At 72.2% G+C, this 16,030-nt stretch carries 14 protein-coding genes; 1 reads left to right on the top strand and 13 read right to left on the bottom strand.

Features of this window, described 5'->3' with window-relative positions; genetic code table 11:
* Positions 1 to 15 precede the first annotated feature (15 nt).
* Entirely contained in the window at positions 16 to 696 is a 681-nt protein-coding gene (locus ACWDYJ_RS14035) for a nucleotidyltransferase domain-containing protein (RefSeq protein WP_451565761.1), read from the top strand.
* On the opposite strand, the gene ACWDYJ_RS14030 is transcribed toward ACWDYJ_RS14035, so the two are convergent.
* From ACWDYJ_RS14030 to ACWDYJ_RS13970, 13 genes are all read right to left on the bottom strand, one after another.
* The gene (locus ACWDYJ_RS14030) at positions 693 to 863 is read right to left on the bottom strand and encodes a hypothetical protein (protein WP_451565760.1); all 171 of its coding nucleotides are present in this window, start codon (positions 861 to 863) and stop codon (positions 693 to 695) included. The genes ACWDYJ_RS14035 and ACWDYJ_RS14030 overlap by 4 nt on opposite strands.
* Positions 860 to 1,882 carry an ADP-ribosylglycohydrolase family protein gene (locus tag ACWDYJ_RS14025; RefSeq protein ID WP_451565759.1) on the bottom strand — a complete coding sequence of 341 codons (1,023 nt, stop codon included), beginning with the start codon at positions 1,880 to 1,882 and terminating at the stop codon, positions 860 to 862. Before ACWDYJ_RS14025 ends, ACWDYJ_RS14030 begins: the two co-directional genes overlap by 4 nt.
* Entirely contained in the window at positions 1,879 to 2,616 is a 738-nt protein-coding gene (locus ACWDYJ_RS14020) for an NUDIX hydrolase (RefSeq protein WP_451565758.1), read from the bottom strand. The genes ACWDYJ_RS14025 and ACWDYJ_RS14020 overlap by 4 nt, the downstream gene beginning before the upstream one ends.
* Positions 2,613 to 3,734: an AAA family ATPase gene (locus tag ACWDYJ_RS14015; protein ID WP_451565757.1), complete on the bottom strand. Its 1,122-nt coding sequence runs from the start codon at positions 3,732 to 3,734 to the stop codon at positions 2,613 to 2,615. Before ACWDYJ_RS14015 ends, ACWDYJ_RS14020 begins: the two co-directional genes overlap by 4 nt.
* Positions 3,731 to 4,339: a nicotinamide riboside transporter PnuC gene (gene pnuC, locus ACWDYJ_RS14010; protein ID WP_451565756.1), complete on the bottom strand. Its 609-nt coding sequence runs from the start codon at positions 4,337 to 4,339 to the stop codon at positions 3,731 to 3,733. Before pnuC ends, ACWDYJ_RS14015 begins: the two co-directional genes overlap by 4 nt.
* A 159-nt stretch (positions 4,340 to 4,498) precedes the next feature.
* Entirely contained in the window at positions 4,499 to 5,971 is a 1,473-nt protein-coding gene (locus ACWDYJ_RS14005; protein ID WP_451565755.1) for a pseudouridine synthase, read from the bottom strand.
* A 25-nt stretch (positions 5,972 to 5,996) separates the two neighbouring features.
* A complete protein-coding gene (gene scpB, locus ACWDYJ_RS14000; protein WP_451565754.1) occupies positions 5,997 to 6,599 on the bottom strand; it encodes an SMC-Scp complex subunit ScpB in 603 nt (200 codons plus the stop codon).
* Between the two features lie 4 nt (positions 6,600 to 6,603).
* Positions 6,604 to 7,974, bottom strand: coding sequence for a segregation/condensation protein A (locus ACWDYJ_RS13995; protein ID WP_451565753.1), 1,371 nt, complete (start codon positions 7,972 to 7,974; stop codon positions 6,604 to 6,606).
* 66 nt (positions 7,975 to 8,040) lie between these two features.
* Entirely contained in the window at positions 8,041 to 9,990 is a 1,950-nt protein-coding gene (locus tag ACWDYJ_RS13990; protein ID WP_451565752.1) for a zinc ribbon domain-containing protein, read from the bottom strand.
* 792 nt (positions 9,991 to 10,782) lie between these two features.
* The gene (locus ACWDYJ_RS13985; protein WP_451565751.1) at positions 10,783 to 11,265 is read right to left on the bottom strand and encodes a hypothetical protein; all 483 of its coding nucleotides are present in this window, start codon (positions 11,263 to 11,265) and stop codon (positions 10,783 to 10,785) included.
* Positions 11,250 to 12,368: a ParA family protein gene (locus tag ACWDYJ_RS13980; RefSeq protein ID WP_451565750.1), complete on the bottom strand. Its 1,119-nt coding sequence runs from the start codon at positions 12,366 to 12,368 to the stop codon at positions 11,250 to 11,252. The genes ACWDYJ_RS13985 and ACWDYJ_RS13980 overlap by 16 nt, the downstream gene beginning before the upstream one ends.
* 368 nt (positions 12,369 to 12,736) lie before the next feature.
* Positions 12,737 to 13,852, bottom strand: coding sequence for an alanine dehydrogenase (gene ald, locus ACWDYJ_RS13975; protein WP_451565749.1), 1,116 nt, complete (start codon positions 13,850 to 13,852; stop codon positions 12,737 to 12,739).
* Between the two features lie 152 nt (positions 13,853 to 14,004).
* The gene (locus ACWDYJ_RS13970) at positions 14,005 to 15,969 is read right to left on the bottom strand and encodes a tetratricopeptide repeat protein (protein WP_451565748.1); all 1,965 of its coding nucleotides are present in this window, start codon (positions 15,967 to 15,969) and stop codon (positions 14,005 to 14,007) included.
* Positions 15,970 to 16,030 lie beyond the last annotated feature (61 nt).

Genomic DNA, 16,030 nt, shown 5'->3' with positions numbered 1-16,030 from the left:
CCCTACGCTCCCCGGATGGACGATCTGACGCTGGTACGGGACCACACGGTCTACTCGTGCGTGATGGGCTCCCGGGCGTTCGGTCTGGCGACGGAGGCGAGCGACACCGACAGGCGCGGTGTCTACCTCGCCCCCACGCCGCTGTTCTGGCGGTTCGAGAAGCCGCCCACGCATGTGGAGGGGCCCCGGGACGAGGAGTTCTCCTGGGAGCTGGAACGCTTCTGCGAACTCGCCCTGCGCGCCAACCCGAACATCCTGGAGTGCCTGCACTCCCCCCTGGTGGAACAGGTCACCCCGGTCGGCGAGGAACTGCTCTCCCTGCGCGGCGCCTTCCTCTCCCGTCGGGCCCACACCACCTTCACCCGCTACGCCGTCTCCCAGCGCGCCAAACTCCTCGCCGACCTCCGCATCCACGGCGCCCCGCGCTGGAAGCACGCCATGCACCTGCTGCGCCTGCTCCAGTCCTGCCGCGACCTCCTGCGCACGGGCCGCCTGACCATCGACGCGGGCCCCCACCGCGACCGCTTCCTCGCGGTGAAGCGGGGCGAACTCACCTGGGACGAGGTCGAGTCCTGGATGGCCCGCCTGACGGAGGAGTCCGACACCGCCCTGGCCGCCACTGCCCTGCCCCCCGAACCGGACCGCGCCCGCGTCGAGGACTTCCTCCTGCGTACCCGCCGCGCGTCGGCCGGCTAGTCGAAGTCGCACTCTCCGGCGGCCGGGTGCGCTTCGCGGGGATCACGGGCTGCTTCGAACCACTGGGCCATCCGGTCCCGGAATTCCACGTCAGGGGCGCGCGCGAACAGCCGCGCGGCTCTCCCGAAGACCGCCCGGGGCCTGCCCGGGCGCTCTTCGTGGGTCACGCGTCCCAGAGGGCGCCGAAGGCGAGGAGCTCGTCGCGGTACTCGATGCGGCCCTCCCAGTCGCGCGGCCAGACGTCCGCGCCGAGGTGGGCTCCCGCGAAGGCGCCGACCAGGCAGGCGATCGAGTCGGAGTCCCCCGCCGTGCAGGCCGCGCGGCGCAGGGCCAGGAGGGGCTCCTGCGGGAAGAGCAGGAAGCACTGGAGGGCGGTGGCCAGGGCCTCCTCCGCGATCCAGCCGTCGCCCGTCGTGAGACAGGGATCGGTCTCCGGGGAGGGCGAGCGCAGGGCGGCGGCCAGGCGGTCCAGGACGCCCAGGCACTCGTCCCAGCCCCGCGCGATGAAGGATTCCGGCGAGGCGTCGGACGCCGTACGCGTCCAGAGGTCGCCGAGCCAGCGCTCGTGGTAGCGGGTGCGGTTCTCCAGGGCGTACGAGCGCAACTGCCCGACCAGGCCCGTCACCTCCGCGCCGTCGGCCAGCAGCCGGACGGCCCGCGCCGTGAGGTCGGAGGCGGCCAGCGCCGTCGGGTGCCCGTGGGTGAGGGCCGACTGGAGCTGGGCGGCGCCGGCCCGCTCCTCCTCGGTCCAGCCGGGAACCAGACCCACGGGCACCACGCGCATGTTCGCGCCGCAGCCCTTGGAGCCCATCTGGCTGGCGTCGCGCCAGTCGCGCTCGGGATGGTCGAGCAGCCGGCAGGCCGTCAGGCACGTGTTGCCCGGGGCGCGGTTGTTCTCCGGGGAGTGGTACCAGTCCACGAACTCCTCCCGCACCGGCCGGGCCAGGCGCAGCGGGCCCACCCGGCCGCGCTCGGCGGCCGTCCGCATGCCGCGCGCCAGGGCCAGCGTCATCTGGGTGTCGTCCGTGACGATCGCCGGGCGGGGCAGCTTCATCTCCCGCCAGGGGCCGGTCTTGGCCAGGATCGAGGGGACGTCGTTGAACTCCGTCGGGAAACCGAGGGCGTCGCCCAGCGCCAGGCCGATCAGGGCGCCCGTCGCGGCCCGCTTGGTCGCCGTCTTCATCATGGTGTGTGTCCTTCCGGGGGTCGGAGCAGGGGCGGGTGCAGTGTGGTCGCCGGTCCCTGCCGGTAGAGGGCGGCGGGTTTGCCACGGCCTCCGGTCAGCCGGGCGGCGCCCGGCACGGCCTCGACGAAGCCGGGCGTGGCCAGCACCTTGCGGCGGAAGTTCGGGCGGTCCAGGACGGTGTCCCAGACGGTCTCGTAGACGGCCTGGAGTTCGCCCAGGGTGAATTCGGGTGGGCAGAAGGCGGTGGCGAGGCACGTGTACTCCAGCTTCGCGCGGATCCGCTCCCGCGCGTCGGCCAGGATCACCGCGTGGTCGAAAGCCAGAGCCGTCGGCGGACCGGCCTCCCCGACCGGCACCCAGCGGGCCCGGTCCGCGTCGCCGCCGCCCTCCTCCGCCGGTTCCGGCATGTCGGGGACCAGCGCGGTGAAGGCGACCGAGACGACCCGCATGCGGGGGTCCCGGTCCGGTTCGCTGTAGGTGCGCAGCTGTTCCAGGTGCAGGGCCGCGACCACCTCCCGCGACAGGCCGCTCTCCTCGGCCAGTTCGCGGCGGGCGGCCACTTCGGCGGACTCCCGGGGCAGGATGAAGCCGCCCGGCAGGGCCCAGGCCCCCGCGTACGGCTCCTGACCGCGCCGGATCAGCAGGACGTGCAAGGCGCCGCCGCGCACGGTGAAGACGGCGAGGTCGACGGTCACCGCGAACGGCTCGAAGGCGTAGGGGTCGTAGCCGTTCACCGCCGCTCCCCCGATGTCCGATCGGGCAGCGCCTTCTCCGGCAGCGGGTCCGCGAAGTACCACCCCTCGGCCAGCAGTTCGTCGACCGCCGCCACGGCCGCCGCCAGCCGCGCCTCACGATCCCCCCGTACGACCAGGAAACGCTTCCCGGTGCGCGCGAGTTCCTCGCGGAAGCGGCCGGTCATCCAGGGCCTCAGCTGCGGCCCGTCCCGCAGCCCGTCGTCCTCGAAGGGCACGTCCGTGTCGTCCGTCAGCAGGTACAGGTCCCGCCGGGACAGCCCGGCGATCTTCTCGACCTCCGCGTTCCGGCCGCCCAGGTACCGCTCGTACCAGATCCCGGTGGCGAAGGAGTCCGTGTCGCAGAACAGCACCGGCGAGCCCAGCCGGGCCGCCCGCTCCTCCGCCGCGTCCTGGCGCCGCGCGATCAGCGGGAACTCCTCCGAGGTGAAGGAGACCTCCGCCCACGAGGCCGCCGGGTCCACCGCCCGCGCGGCCGCCAGCTTCTCCTCGCTGTACGCGCGCCCGTACTCGCGGACCCAGCCGGTCTTCGCCCATACCCCGCCCCGGCGCCGGTAGTGCGCCGCCAGGGCCCGCGAGAGCGTCGTGGTGCCCGTGGACTCGGCGCCGAGTACGACGACCCGCCGCGTGAGGGAGGCCCGTACGGCCGGCCCCAGGAACTCCCAGCACTCCACCGGGTCCGCCCGCACCGCCGTCCCCGACACCGGGAACAGCGTCCGCGCCGGGTCCACGCACACCTCCCGGGCGCCGAACCGCCGCGCGAGCTCGGCCCCGTACGCCTCGGAGGTGAAGACGGCGTCCACCGGCCGGTCCACCGCTCCCCGGAAGATCGCCATGTGCGCCTCCCAGACCGCCGGCTCGTGCAGGTCGACGGGGATGTCGTCCACCGCGCCGACCACCCGCGCCCCGGGGTGGGCCTCGCGCATCCAGGCGACCCGGTCGGCGAGCGGCACCGACTCCACCGAGGCCGCGCACACCAGCACGGTCAGCCGCTCGCACTGGTCCTGGGCGGTCCGCACCAGGTGGTGGTGCCCGGCGTGCGGCGGGTAGAACTTGCCCAGCACCAGCCCGTGCCCGAACCGCTTCCCGGCGCCGCTCATGCCGTCGCCTCCAGGACCGTACGGGCGCCCCGTGCCGGCAGCGTGCGCCGCCAGCCGACCAGCCCGGCCACGCACAGGGCGAGGAAGCCGACGTAGAGGAGCGAGGTCAGGTAGAGCCCCTTGTACGCGTACAGCGGGATGTAGACGAGGTCGGCGGCGATCCACAGCCACCAGGACTCGACGAGCTTGCGGCACTGCCCGTAGGTGGCCATGAGCGAGAGCCCGGTGGTCAGGGCGTCCCAGAACGGGACGGTGGAGTCGGTGGCCCGGTCCAGCAGCAGGGTCAGCGCGCCGACCCCCACCGCCCCCGCCACGAGCAGCCAGGCCCATTCGGCGCGCGTGGTGCGGCGCACCGGCAGGGCGCCGTCGGTTCCTGGTCCACCCCCGTGGGTCCAGGACCACCAGCCGAACGCGGCGAGGGCGATGAAGACGATCTGGAGCCCGGCGTCGGCGTAGAGGCCGGCCTGCGAGAAGAGCACGATGAAGAAGATGTTGTTGGCGATGCCGACCGGCCAGTTGGCGATGTGCTGCCGGGCCACCAGCCAGACGCAGACGGCGCCCGTGGCGAAACCGAGGACCTCGGTCCAGCTCGTACTCCAGCCCATGACGGCCCCGCTCTCTTTAATAGTCACTGTGACTATAAACAGAGATCGCGGGTCACGACAAGCGCATTGCTACATGCGAGCGGCGAGATCCAGGCAGCGGCATGCAAAGAACCCGCGGCGCCGGAGGGCACCGCGGGTTCCGAGGGCTGAGCCGAAGGCCTACAGGCCGACCTCGCGCATCAGCATGCCGACCTCGGTGTTGGTCAGGCGGCGCAGCCAGCCGGACTTCTGGTCGCCGAGCTCGATCGGCCCGAAGGACGTCCGTACGAGCTTCTCGACCGGGAAGCCGGCCTCCGCCATCATGCGTCGCACGATGTGCTTGCGGCCCTCGTGGAGGGTCACCTCGACCAGGTAGTTCTTGCCGACCTGGTCGACGACGCGGAAGTGGTCGGCGCGGGCGTACCCGTCCTCCAGCTCGATGCCGTCCTTGAGCCGCTTGCCGATCTCGCGGGGCAGCGGGCCGGTGATCGCGGCGACATAGGTCTTCTTCACGCCGTACTTCGGGTGCGTGAGGCGGTGGGCCAGCTCACCGTGGTTGGTGAGCAGGATGATGCCCTCGGTCTCGGTGTCGAGCCGGCCGACGTGGAAGAGACGCGTCTCACGGTTGGTGACGTAGTCGCCGAGGCACTGGCGGCCGTCCGGGTCCTCCATGGTGGAGACGACGCCGGCGGGCTTGTTCAGCGCGAAGAACAGGTACGACTGGGTGGCGACGGTCAGGCCGTCCACCTTGATCTCGTCCTTCGGCAGGACGCGCTTGCCCTGCTCCAGCACGATCTCGCCGTTGACCTCGACGCGGGCCTGCTCGATGAGCTCCTCGCAGGCGCGGCGCGAACCCATGCCGGCGCGGGCGAGCACCTTCTGCAGACGCTCACCCTCCTCCTCGGCACCCGGGAAGGTCTTGGGCGTCTTGATCACGGGCTTGTCCGCGTACCGGTCGCGCACGCGCTCCTCGATCCGCGCGTCCAGCTCACGCGGACGGGACTGGCCGCTGCGGCTGCCCGGACCGCGGCGCGGGCCGCCGGCTCCGCCGATGCCCGGGGTCTTGGAGGTCTTGGGGCCGCCCTTGGCACCACCGCGCGCGGCCGCGCCACGGGCGCCGGAGCCACCGCGGGGGGCGTCGGCCGCGCCACGGGCACCGCCGCCGCCGGCCTTGGCGCCGCCGCGGCCGTTGCGCTCGCCCTCGGGGCCGACGTCGTAACGGCGCTCCTCGGGGCGCGGGTTACGGGGGCGCTGGGGCGCCTGGTCACGGTCACGCTCTCGCGAACCGCCCGCGCCGGAGCCGCCACCGCTGGAGCTTCCGCCGCGGTAGCCACCGCCGGAGCTGCCACCGCTGGAGCTCCCACCGCGGTAGCCACCACTGGAGCTGCCACCGCTGGAGCTCCCACCGCGGTAGCCACCACTGGAGCTGCCACCACTGGAGCCGCCACTGCGGTATCCACCGCCCGCGCCGGAGCTGCCACCGCTGGAGCTCCCACCGCGGTACCCACCACTGGAGCTGCCACCACTGGAGCCGCCACCGCGGTATCCACCGCCCGCGCCGGAGCTGCCGCCTCGGGAGTTACCACGCCCGGCGCCACCGCCGCCGCTGCTGTTCCTGTTGCCGCCGCCGTTGCCGTTACCGCTGCTTCGCATCAAATGTTCCGTCGTCTTGTCGTCGTCATTCACTGGTGTCCGGGGCGTACTCTGCGTCCGGATCGAACGACGGCACACCTTCTTGCGTCTCGGCTTCGATCGCGTCCGCCTCGGGGAGGAAGGGCGCGAGCTCCGGGAGCTCGTCCAGGCCTCGAAGGCCCATACGCTCCAGAAAGTAGTTCGTCGTCCTGTACAGGATCGCACCTGTTTCGGGTTCCGTGCCCGCCTCGGCCACCAGACCCCGCTGCAAGAGGGTCCGCATGACCCCGTCGCAGTTGACTCCGCGGACCGCCGAGACCCTCGACCGGCTCACCGGCTGGCGGTACGCGACGACCGCCAGGGTCTCCAGGGCCGCCTGGGTGAGACGGGCCTGCCGGCCGTCCAGGACGAAGGCCTCGACGGCCTCGGCGTACTCGGGGCGGGTGTAGAACCGCCAGCCTCCGGCGACCTGCCGCAGCTCGAACCCCCTGCGCTGTACGGCGTACTCGTCCGCGAGCTCACCGAGGGTGTCCGCGACCTCGCGCGGGGTGCGGTCGAGGACTTTGGCGAGGTGCTCCACCGTCGCGGGCTCGTCCACGACCATCAGGACGGCCTCCAGGGCCCCCTTCAGCTCCGTCTCCCGTGTCATTCGCTCACTCGCTCACTTCCACGATCCGGTCGAACTCGTCCGTCACCGTCGGCATCCCGTCGCCGTCCCCGCCGGTCCAGCGCACGGTGAGCGTGCCCAGTGCCTCTTCCTGGTCGAGGACCACAGCCTTCTCCCGGTAGAGCTCCAGGAGGGCCAGGAACCGGGCGACGACGGTGAGGGTGTCCGGGGCGTCCTCGGTCAGGTCCTGGAACGTCGCCTCGCCGCGCGCCTTGAGCACGCGCACGACGAGCCCCGCCTGCTCCCGCACGCTGACCAGGGGGGCGTGGATGTGGTCCACATAGACCTCGGGGGCTGCCCTGGGCCGCATGGCCTGCACGGCGAGCCGGGCGAAGCCCTCGGCGCCGATGCTGATCACCACCTCGGGCAGCAGCTCGGCGTGGTGCGGCTCCAGGCCGACGGTACGGGGGTAGCGCTTGCCCTCGTCCTCCACCCGGAGCTCGAAGATCTCGGCGATCCGCTTGTACGCCCGGTACTGGAGCAGCCGGGCGAAGAGCAGGTCACGGGCCTCCAGCAGGGCGAGGTCCGCCTCGTCCTCGACCTCCGCGGCGGGCAGCAGCCGGGCGGCCTTCAGATCGAGCAGGGTGGCCGCCACGACGAGGAACTCGGTGGTCTGGTCGAGGTCCCAGTCGGGCCCCATGGCGCGGATGTACGCCATGAACTCATCCGTCACCTGTGACAGTGCAACCTCGGTGACGTCGAGCTTGTGCCGCGAGATCAACTGGAGCAGCAGATCGAAGGGCCCCTCGAAGTTGTCCAACCGCAACGTGAACCGCCCACCACCTCCGGCGCCGGTCGCGCGTACCTCCCCGCCGACCGTACCGGCGCTCTCGGTCCCGCCGACACCGGTCCCGCAGGCCTCGGCACCTGCCCCCTCCAGCCCGGACGCCTCCTGCATCTCCGCGCCGGGGGCGTCCGTATCCGCCGCCGGTGCCTCGCCGTCGGGGATTCCGGCGCCACCCGCGTCGCGGGCCCGCGTGCCGGGGGCCCGGGCCACGCACGTCTCCGCGCCCGGGAACTCGCTGCCGGGGCCGTCGCAGCCGGCCGCCGTGCCAGGGGCCTCCGCCCCGCGGACGTCGATACCAGGGGCGTCCTCGGCGGCCGGGACCCCGCTGTCCCCGGTCTCGGCGTCGGCCGCCTCCGGGCGCGAGGCATTCCTGTCGGGGGTTCCCGTGCCAGGGGTGTCCGTACGGGGGGCCTGCGTGCCGGGACGGAGCTCGGCGGGGCCGTGGACGGCGTGTGGGGGGTGGGGGGGCTCCGCCCCACTCCCGGACGGCCCCCGGCCTGCAGTGGACGCCCCAGGGCCCCGGCCCAGGCTCCGGCGGACCGGGCGGGCAGCGTCGTCGTTCGGGGGCATGGGCGGTCCATGGGGCGGCTGAGGCTTCGGGGAGGCGGGCGGGTCTGCCCACGGCAGCGTCTCTGATCAGCTTAGTGATCCTGTGCCAGACACGGTGTCTGGCGGCGGGATGTCCCATCGTGGAGGGGTGGCGTGGGCGTGCAGGTGGAATCCCGCGCCCAGTGCCGCTCCTCGTGGCCGGTGTCGGCTGGTGGGTGTGCTGATCGTCGTCACGTCCTGGTGCCGGTGGGCTGCGCGGGGCAGCCGGGTCCGGTCCGTGTGAGCGTGTCCCTCCGGACGCTTTCCCGCCGGACCTGTGGGTCTGGCGGGGGAGGGTGCCCTGCGTCGCCTGGGCGCGGGGCGTGCTGTCTGTCGCCGGGTGGAGCCGGTCTTGGACCGGTCGGCGCGGCTGGTCCTGGGCACGGTGGGTGTGATGACCGCGCCCGCTTCGAGAGTGTCCACGACCGTGCGGATGGCCATGACGCCGGTGGTCCGGTCGGTGACGGTCTTGGTCTGGTGGGCCAGGCCCCGTGCTGCGATGCGCCGCCAGGCGCCCTGGTCGCGGTCTCCCTGCCAGGAGCAGGACGGGCAGATGGCCCATTTCCAGCCCGGGACGGTGGGCCGGTCGGGGGCTTTGCGGTGCCGCAGCGGGGTGAGGCATTGGGGGCAGTGTTTGGAGGTGTTGCGTGCCGGGACGGTGACCACGGCGATACCCGTCTCGGACGCGAGGTGCCGCATCCGCTCCACGATCTGCCCGCGTACCTGCTGGGACAGACGGGTGTTGTGGGTGCGGCCCATGCCACGGGCTTCCATGGAGCGCAGGTCCTCGACGTAGATGACGCTCGCCCCCGCGGCGATGGCCTGATCCACTGCCCACCTGGCGGCGGCCTGGGCCAATGCGTCGTTGAGGTTCGAGCGGCGCGCGGAGACGTAACCGATCTCATTGCTCAGAACCGTGTGCTTGGCGGCCAGGGCATGCTGCTCATCCCCGGCTGTCAGCCGCTGGTGGTGATCGGCCTTGGCATGCAGGCGTTCGCCCTGGCGTCGCAGGCGGTGCTGCTTGGCGAGAACCCCGGCCGCCCGGAACATGCCCCCGGCCCCGAGTGCGGTGATCCGCCCGTCGCCGTGGAGGCGGGCCACACCCGCGCTCAGCAGGGTGTTGAGGCCCCAGTCCACACCGAGCGCGACCGTGTGCCCGGTTCGGGCCGGTTTCGGCACCGGGTGGGTGTAGGCGAGCTCGGCGCGGACGCGGCCCTGGTGCGGGCGCAGGGTGGGCAGGTGCAGCACCGCACCCGCGGGGATCGTGGGCGGCAGGGAGATGGGGCAGGACACCCATGCCCAGTCCTTGTACGACCGTGGGCCGGGGCGGGTGGGCAGCTGCAAGCGCAACAGCGCACGGCCCGGCTCGGTCTCGTGACGTTCAATGGTGGCCTGCTGCCCGTCACAAGCCGACAGCAGCAGCAACCGCGCCGCTCTGGGCGCACTCTCCATCTCGAACAGATCGGCGGGCATCCGGTCGTGCTTCCTGGCGTACGCGGCGATCTGCCGGGTGCGGGAGGTGATGACGCTGGATGGAAGGTGCTGCCCGCCCGGTACCGCCGCACGCACCCGGTCCCACTCCTCGGGCGTGCGCTTGCCGGGGTCGGCGGGCCACGCCTTGAGTACCCCGGCGGTCAGGTCGCCCCGCCAGTTCGCCGACCGCAGCAAGCGTCCGGCCTGCTCCTGCGCCATGCGGACGATCCGGTCATTGACCCGGATATCTTCGGGCGGCCGGGCGCTCCAGCCCAGACGACGCAGAGCCATCCACGCGTTCGACGGCAGCTTCCGCCCGCCCGTGTCCTCCCCGGAGGCCAGCACATCCACATCGGGGGCGTTCCAGCCGTCGGCCAGCAGCTCCGTGACCATGGCGGCCACCAGACCGGCAGCCCAGCCGACCCGCTCCGCCAGCACGGAGACCGCCAGCAGCTCACCGGTCTTCTCGTCCACACCCGTCCGCAACAGGCCACGGGCACAAGCAGTCCGGGCGGTCTGACCCACGGCGAGCGACACCTTGCGACTCAACGCCCACCTCCCCCGCCGCCAGTGCTGTCAACCGATCAACGACACCCCACGCGAAAGGTCACCCATTCGACCCACGAACCCACATCCGGCACCCACGCACGACGGACACCACCGCGAGAACACACCACGATCACTACGGATCCCTTAAGGAACTACGTGAGCCTAACCAGGGCCGGGCCCGTCCTGCGGGAGTGGCGCAGCCGGGCCGGGCGGGGCACCCGCCTAGGGGGTGTTTCCGGGAACGGCCGGACGGCAGGCCGTCCTCACGGTCGGCACCGCCGCGGTCTGTCCGAAGGACCGGCGGACGCGGCAGCTGCGGGGACCGTGTCCCACGGATGTTCGAGCCGGCCCGTCGGCAGGCGGCGCCTCAGCTCCCGGAACGGGTTCCCCCGACCCCGCAGGCGCACACCTCGAAGTCAGCAGCACCCGGGCAGCCCAACCGTCGACAGCCGGCGGCCCGCGCCCGGCGGGTCAGCGCCCACAAGCCGCGTCTCCAGTCCCAGCGACCAGCCACCGGCCCGTCAGGCTGGCACCTGGGCAGCTCGACCCTCGGCAGACGGTGGCTCGCGCCCGGCGGTCAGCGCCCCACGCCAGCCGCGTCCCCGGTCCAGGGACGGATCAGCGGCCGGCGGCAGCATCGGCATCGGCGCCCGGCAGCGGACCGCTCAGCAGTCGACAGGACGCGGTTCGGGGCAGCGGCCTCGGAGTCGGTACCCGGGGCCGGGAGACAGGACGGCTCGGGCTCCCGCCAGCGGGGCGTCCGGCCGGTCAGCGGCCTCGGAGGCGGCGGACCAGGATGCTGGCGTCACCGCGGGATTCCAGGTCCGCCAGGACCACCGCCACCGCCTCGCGGACGATGCGGCCGCGGTCGACGGCCAGGCCGTGCTCCCCGCGGAGCACCAGACGGGCGTGCTCCAGGTCCATGAGCTCCTCGGCGGAGACATAGACGGTGATCTTCTCGTCGTGCCGTTCGCGCCCGCTCGGGCGCCGGTTCGCGCCCCGGCCCTGCCCCTTGCCGGACCGGGGCGTGGACGCCCCGGCGGCGGTGGCAGAACCTTCCTGCGGCCTGCGCTGCGCGCCCACCGCCGGGTCGTCGGCCTGCCGGCCGCGCCCCTCTCCCGCCGTGCCCGTGCCGTCCGCCGCCGCCGACGCCTCCTCGGCGCCCCGCCGCGGCGAGGACGACTGGAGGGCCATCCCCCCGGTCGTACGGAACAGTTCGTCGGCTCCGGGCAGACTCACTCGGCGGGACACCGGGCGAGCACCTCCCTGGCCAGCTGGCGATAGGCGGCGGCGCCGACGGAGTTGGAGGCGTACGTGGTGATCGGCTCACCGGCGACCGTGGTCTCCGGGAAGCGCACCGTCCGGCCGATGACCGTGTGGTAGACGTGGTCGTCGAAGGCCTCGACGACCCGCGCCAGCACCTCACGGCTGTGCACCGTGCGGGAGTCGTACATCGTGGCGAGGATGCCGTCGAGTTCCAGCTCGGGGTTGAGCCGCTCCTGCACCTTCTCGATCGTCTCGGTCAGCAGCGCGACACCGCGCAGCGCGAAGAACTCGCACTCCAGCGGAACGATGACCTTGTGAGCCGCCGTCAGGGCGTTCACGGTCAGCAGGCCGAGCGAGGGCTGACAGTCGATCACGATGTAGTCGTAGTCGGCCAGAAGCGGCTTGAGCGCCCGCTGGAGGGTCGACTCGCGCGCGACCTCGCTGACCAACTGCACTTCGGCAGCGGACAGGTCGATGTTGCTCGGCAGCAGGTCCATGTTGGGAACCGCCGTCTTGAGCAGCACCTCGTCGGCCGACATGCCCCGCTCCATGAGCAGGTTGTAGACCGTCAGGTCGAGTTCCATCGGGTTCACGCCGAGGCCCACGGACAGCGCGCCCTGCGGGTCGAAGTCGACGAGCAGCACGCGGCGCCCGTACTCGGCGAGGGCGGCACCCAGGTTGATGGTCGACGTGGTCTTGCCCACGCCGCCCTTCTGGTTGCACATCGCGATGATCTTCGCGGGACCGTGGTCGGTCAGCGGACCCGGGATCGGGAAGTACGGCAGCGGCCTTCCGGTCGGGCCGATCCGCTCGCGGCGCTGACGGGCAGCGTCGGGGGCGAGAGTGGCCGCGTACTCGGGGTCCGGCTCGTACTCCGCGTCGGGGTCGTAGAAGTGCCCTTCGGGCACATTGTCGTAGTCGGCGAATCCCGTGGGCTTGTCGCCGCTCGGGTCACCGGCCCTGGAGTTCACGTCTAGGCCGTCCATGCTCTTTTTAGGCGTCGTCATGTGCTGGTGGTTTGCGAAGGTGCGGACTGCGACGGAGCCGACAGCTTCGAGCCCGGCAGGACCCGTACCCCGCTCAGGCATCCCTGCTCGACCACCTCCAGGAGCAAATGTCGACTCATTCACAAGTCGTCTTACCTCCTCGGACGTGACCAGGACACTTATCGATAGGTCAGCGTGGCACCATGCCGACGGTTGGCGACTCTATGGCGTGTCACCACTCAGCGGCAACACAATCCGTCGGACCCGGCACGATGTGTCGGCAACCGAACAACACTCTGTCAAGGGCGTGCGAGCTGTCACTGCGAAGTTTCGCAGGTGTGCGAAAGGGTTAAAGGGTTACGTTCGAGGCGAGTTGAGCCCGCTCAGGAGGCTCCTCGCAAACACGTCCGGCCGGACCTTGGGGGCAAGGTCCGGCCGGATACGTGAGATTGACGTCAGTCGTTGACGGGTCAGCCGATGAGCGTGCTCAGCTCAAGGGTCTCGAGACCGTGGGCCTCGGCGACCGGACCGTAAACGACCTGGCCGTCATGGGTGTTGAGGCCCAGGGCGAGCGCCGGGTCACGGCGCAGCGCCTCGACCCAGCCGAGGTTCGCGAGCTGCACGATGTAGGGCAGGGTCGCGTTCGTCAGGGCGTAGGTGGAGGTGTTCGGCACCGCGCCCGGCATGTTGGCGACGCAGTAGAAGACCGAGTTGTGGACCTGGAAGGTCGGCTCGGCGTGAGTGGTCGGACGGGAGTCCTCGAAGCAGCCGCCCTGATCGATCGCAATGTCGACAAGGACACTTCCGGGCTTCATCCGGGAGACGAGCTCGTTGGTGACCAGCTTCGGGGCCTTCGCACCCGGGATCAGCACCGCGCCGATGACCAGGTCGGCCGCGAGGACGGCCTTCTCCAGCTCGTAGGCGTTGGAGACGATCGTCTGGATCTTCGTACCGAAGATCTTGTCGGCCTCGCGCAGCTTGTTGATGTCGCGGTCGAGCAGGGTCACGTGGAAGCCCATGCCGATGGCGATCTGCGCGGCGTTCCAGCCGGAGACGCCACCGCCGATGACGACCGCCTCGCCGGCCGAGGTGCCGGGGACGCCGCCCGGGAGGACGCCACGGCCGCCGGCCGAGCGCATCAGGTGGTAGGCGCCGACCTGCGGGGCCAGCCGGCCCGCGACCTCGGACATCGGGGCGAGCAGCGGAAGCGCGCGGTTGGCGAGCTCGACCGTCTCGTACGCGATGGCGGTGGTACCGGACTCCAGGAGGGCGTCCGTGCACTCGCGGGAGGCCGCCAGGTGCAGGTAGGTGAAGAGGGTCTGGTCCTTGCGGAGGCGGTGGTACTCCTCCGCGATCGGCTCCTTGACCTTCAGCAGCAGGTCGGCGGTCGCCCAGACCTCGTCGGCGGTACCAAGGATCTCGGCTCCGGCCGCGACGTACTCGGCGTCCGTGATCGAGGAGCCGACACCGGCGTTCTGCTCGATGAAGACCTGGTGGCCGCCCCGGACCAGCTCATGCACGCCGGCGGGCGTGATGGCGACCCGGAACTCGTTGTTCTTGACCTCGCGGGGGATGCCGACCTTCATCGTCGATCACGGTCCTTGGCTCAGGGGAATAAACGGGGCACTTTCATACATACCCGCCCACAAGAACGCGCAACGGGATGCACCACAAGATGACGTGGTGAAGCCAGTCTAATGAAGGATGAGTCGCTGTCTAGCCTTGCAAACGAATAATCTCAGTCGGAAGTACTGCGGATTTCGCAGGCTGCGGGGTCGTCTCCCAGCAATCTGTCGGCGGCGGACCGGTGCAGCCTGGCAGCCGCAGGGTCGCCGAGGCGGTCCAGCGTGTCGGCCAGCCGGACCTGGAGCGCGGCCTGGAGCCGCTGGTCCCCCGCCCTGCGCGCCAACTCGATCGCCTCGCGGCAGGTGTGCAGCGATTCCTCGGGCCGGCCGGCGTACTCCTGGACCCGCGCCATCTCGCTCAACGCCCTTGCCTGGCCCGGCACATCGGCCAGCTTCCGGTAGCCCGCGGCCGCCGCCCGCCAACTGCGCAGCGCGTCCCCGTACCGGCCCGCGTACGTGTGCACGTTGCCGAGCCGCCCGTAGAGCCTCGCCTCGTCCGCGCGCTCGCCCCGCGCGAGGGCCTGGGACAGGGCGCGGCCGAACCAGTCGGAGGCCCGCTGCCAGTCCGCCAGCTCCTGGTACGCGCCGCCTACGGATTCCATCGCGCGGCCCGTCGCGTAGGGGTCGTTCGCCGCCTTTCCGGCGACCAGCGCGGCCCGGTAGCGCTCCAGCGCCTCCTGGGTGCGGCCGGTCTCGGCGTCCAGGTCGGCCAGGTTCAGCAGCGCGGCGGCCTGCTCGCGGTGCAGCTCGCGCCGCTCGGCCACGTCCAGGACCAGGCGGTGGAGTCCGTAGAGCTCGGGCGCGGCCGCCTCGGTGCCCCGGTGTTCCACGAGTGCCCGGACCAGGGCGGCGACCAGCCTGCGCGCCAGGGTGTCCAGCTCGCCGTCGGCCACGGCCAGCGAGGCGGCGGCGGACAGTGCGGGCAGCCGGGTGTCCAGCCAGGTCGCGGCGGCCCGCCGGTCCGGGAAGCGCAGGGCGCGGGGCAGCCCGTCGAGCCGCTCCCGCAGCAGGTCCTCGTCCTCCTCGGCCATGGCGCGGCAGGAGCTGAGCAGCCGTACGGTCCGCTCCAGCATCCGGGCCCGCGCCAACTGGACCTCGGTGGGCCGCTCCTTGGACTCCAGCAGGGCCTGGAGGAGCGGAGCGAGGCAGCCGGGCAGCAGGAACAGCCCGTCGTGGGCGGGCCGTACGAGGCCCAGCCCGGCGAAGTCCTCCAGGGTGGACTGCGCGGCGGCCACCGAGCATCCGGCGAGGGCGGAGGCGGTGTGCGAGTCGAGGATCCCGGCCGGGGCGAGCGGCAGCAGCCGCAGGGTGCGCTGGGCGGGCTGCGGCAGGGACTCGTAGACGAGCCGGAACGTGCGGGCGAGCGGGCCGCTGGTGGCCGGGGGCATGTCGTGGAGCTGCTTGGCCACGTCGGCGACCGATCCCTTGGGGTGGGCGGCGAGCCAGCCTCCGGCCAGCGCGAGCGCGGCGGGCTGTCCCCCGCACTCCTCGGCGAGGGCCTCGGCTGCCCGCGGGTCGGCGGTGACCCGGGTGTCGCCGATGCGCTGTACGAGCATCTCCACGGCGGAGGGGGTGTCGAGCCCGCCGAGGGTGCAGGGGCGCACGTCGGGGATTCCGGTGAGCGGCCCCTCGGCGGTGACCACGACCAGGCACTCGGGGGTGTCGGGCAGCAGGGCGTCGACCTGCTGCGGGTCGGCGGCGTCGTCGACGAGCAGGATCATCCGCCGTCCGGCGAGCGCGTCGCGCAGCGCCGCGCTCAGGTCGTCCTCGTCGGCGCCGGGCGGTGTGGGCTGTCCGAGCCCTTCCAGCAGGGTCCGGACCGCCCGCTCGGTGGCCACCGTCGCTCCGCCGGGGGCGGTGAGCCGTACTTTCAGCAGCCCGTCCGGGTACTGGTCGGCGACCTCGCGTACGAATGCCTCGGCGAGGGCGGTCCGGCCGGAGCCGGGCCGCCCCGCCACGAGCAGCACCCGGGCCCGGGGCGCCTTGGCCTTGCGGCCGGAGAGAGTGTCGAGCCCGGTCCGTGCGATGTCCTCGCGCAGCTCCTTGAGCTCACGCCGCCGCCCGACGAAATCCGCCACGGATCCGCTCCTCTCCCTGCCTCGGGTTGCGAGCGTAGTTCACGCAGAGCGACGACCCGGG

The sequence above is a fragment of the Streptomyces sp. NPDC003042 genome (assembly GCF_053591315.1).
This window is presented reverse-complemented; position numbering and strand designations above follow the sequence as displayed.

What these genes read in the sequence shown, in the direction of transcription:
- scpB (WP_451565754.1), bottom strand. Translation starts at nt 6,599, where the DNA reads ATGACACGGGAGACGGAGCTGAAGGGGGCCCTGGAGGCCGTCCTGATG.
- ald (WP_451565749.1), bottom strand. Translation starts at nt 13,852, where the DNA reads ATGAAGGTCGGCATCCCCCGCGAGGTCAAGAACAACGAGTTCCGGGTC.
- ACWDYJ_RS13995 (WP_451565753.1), bottom strand. Translation starts at nt 7,974, where the DNA reads ATGCCCCCGAACGACGACGCTGCCCGCCCGGTCCGCCGGAGCCTGGGC.
- ACWDYJ_RS14015 (WP_451565757.1), bottom strand. Translation starts at nt 3,734, where the DNA reads ATGAGCGGCGCCGGGAAGCGGTTCGGGCACGGGCTGGTGCTGGGCAAG.
- ACWDYJ_RS14025 (WP_451565759.1), bottom strand. Translation starts at nt 1,882, where the DNA reads ATGATGAAGACGGCGACCAAGCGGGCCGCGACGGGCGCCCTGATCGGC.
- ACWDYJ_RS14035 (WP_451565761.1), top strand. Translation starts at nt 16, where the DNA reads ATGGACGATCTGACGCTGGTACGGGACCACACGGTCTACTCGTGCGTG.
- ACWDYJ_RS13980 (WP_451565750.1), bottom strand. Translation starts at nt 12,368, where the DNA reads ATGCCTGAGCGGGGTACGGGTCCTGCCGGGCTCGAAGCTGTCGGCTCC.
- pnuC (WP_451565756.1), bottom strand. Translation starts at nt 4,339, where the DNA reads ATGGGCTGGAGTACGAGCTGGACCGAGGTCCTCGGTTTCGCCACGGGC.
- ACWDYJ_RS14005 (WP_451565755.1), bottom strand. Translation starts at nt 5,971, where the DNA reads ATGCGAAGCAGCGGTAACGGCAACGGCGGCGGCAACAGGAACAGCAGC.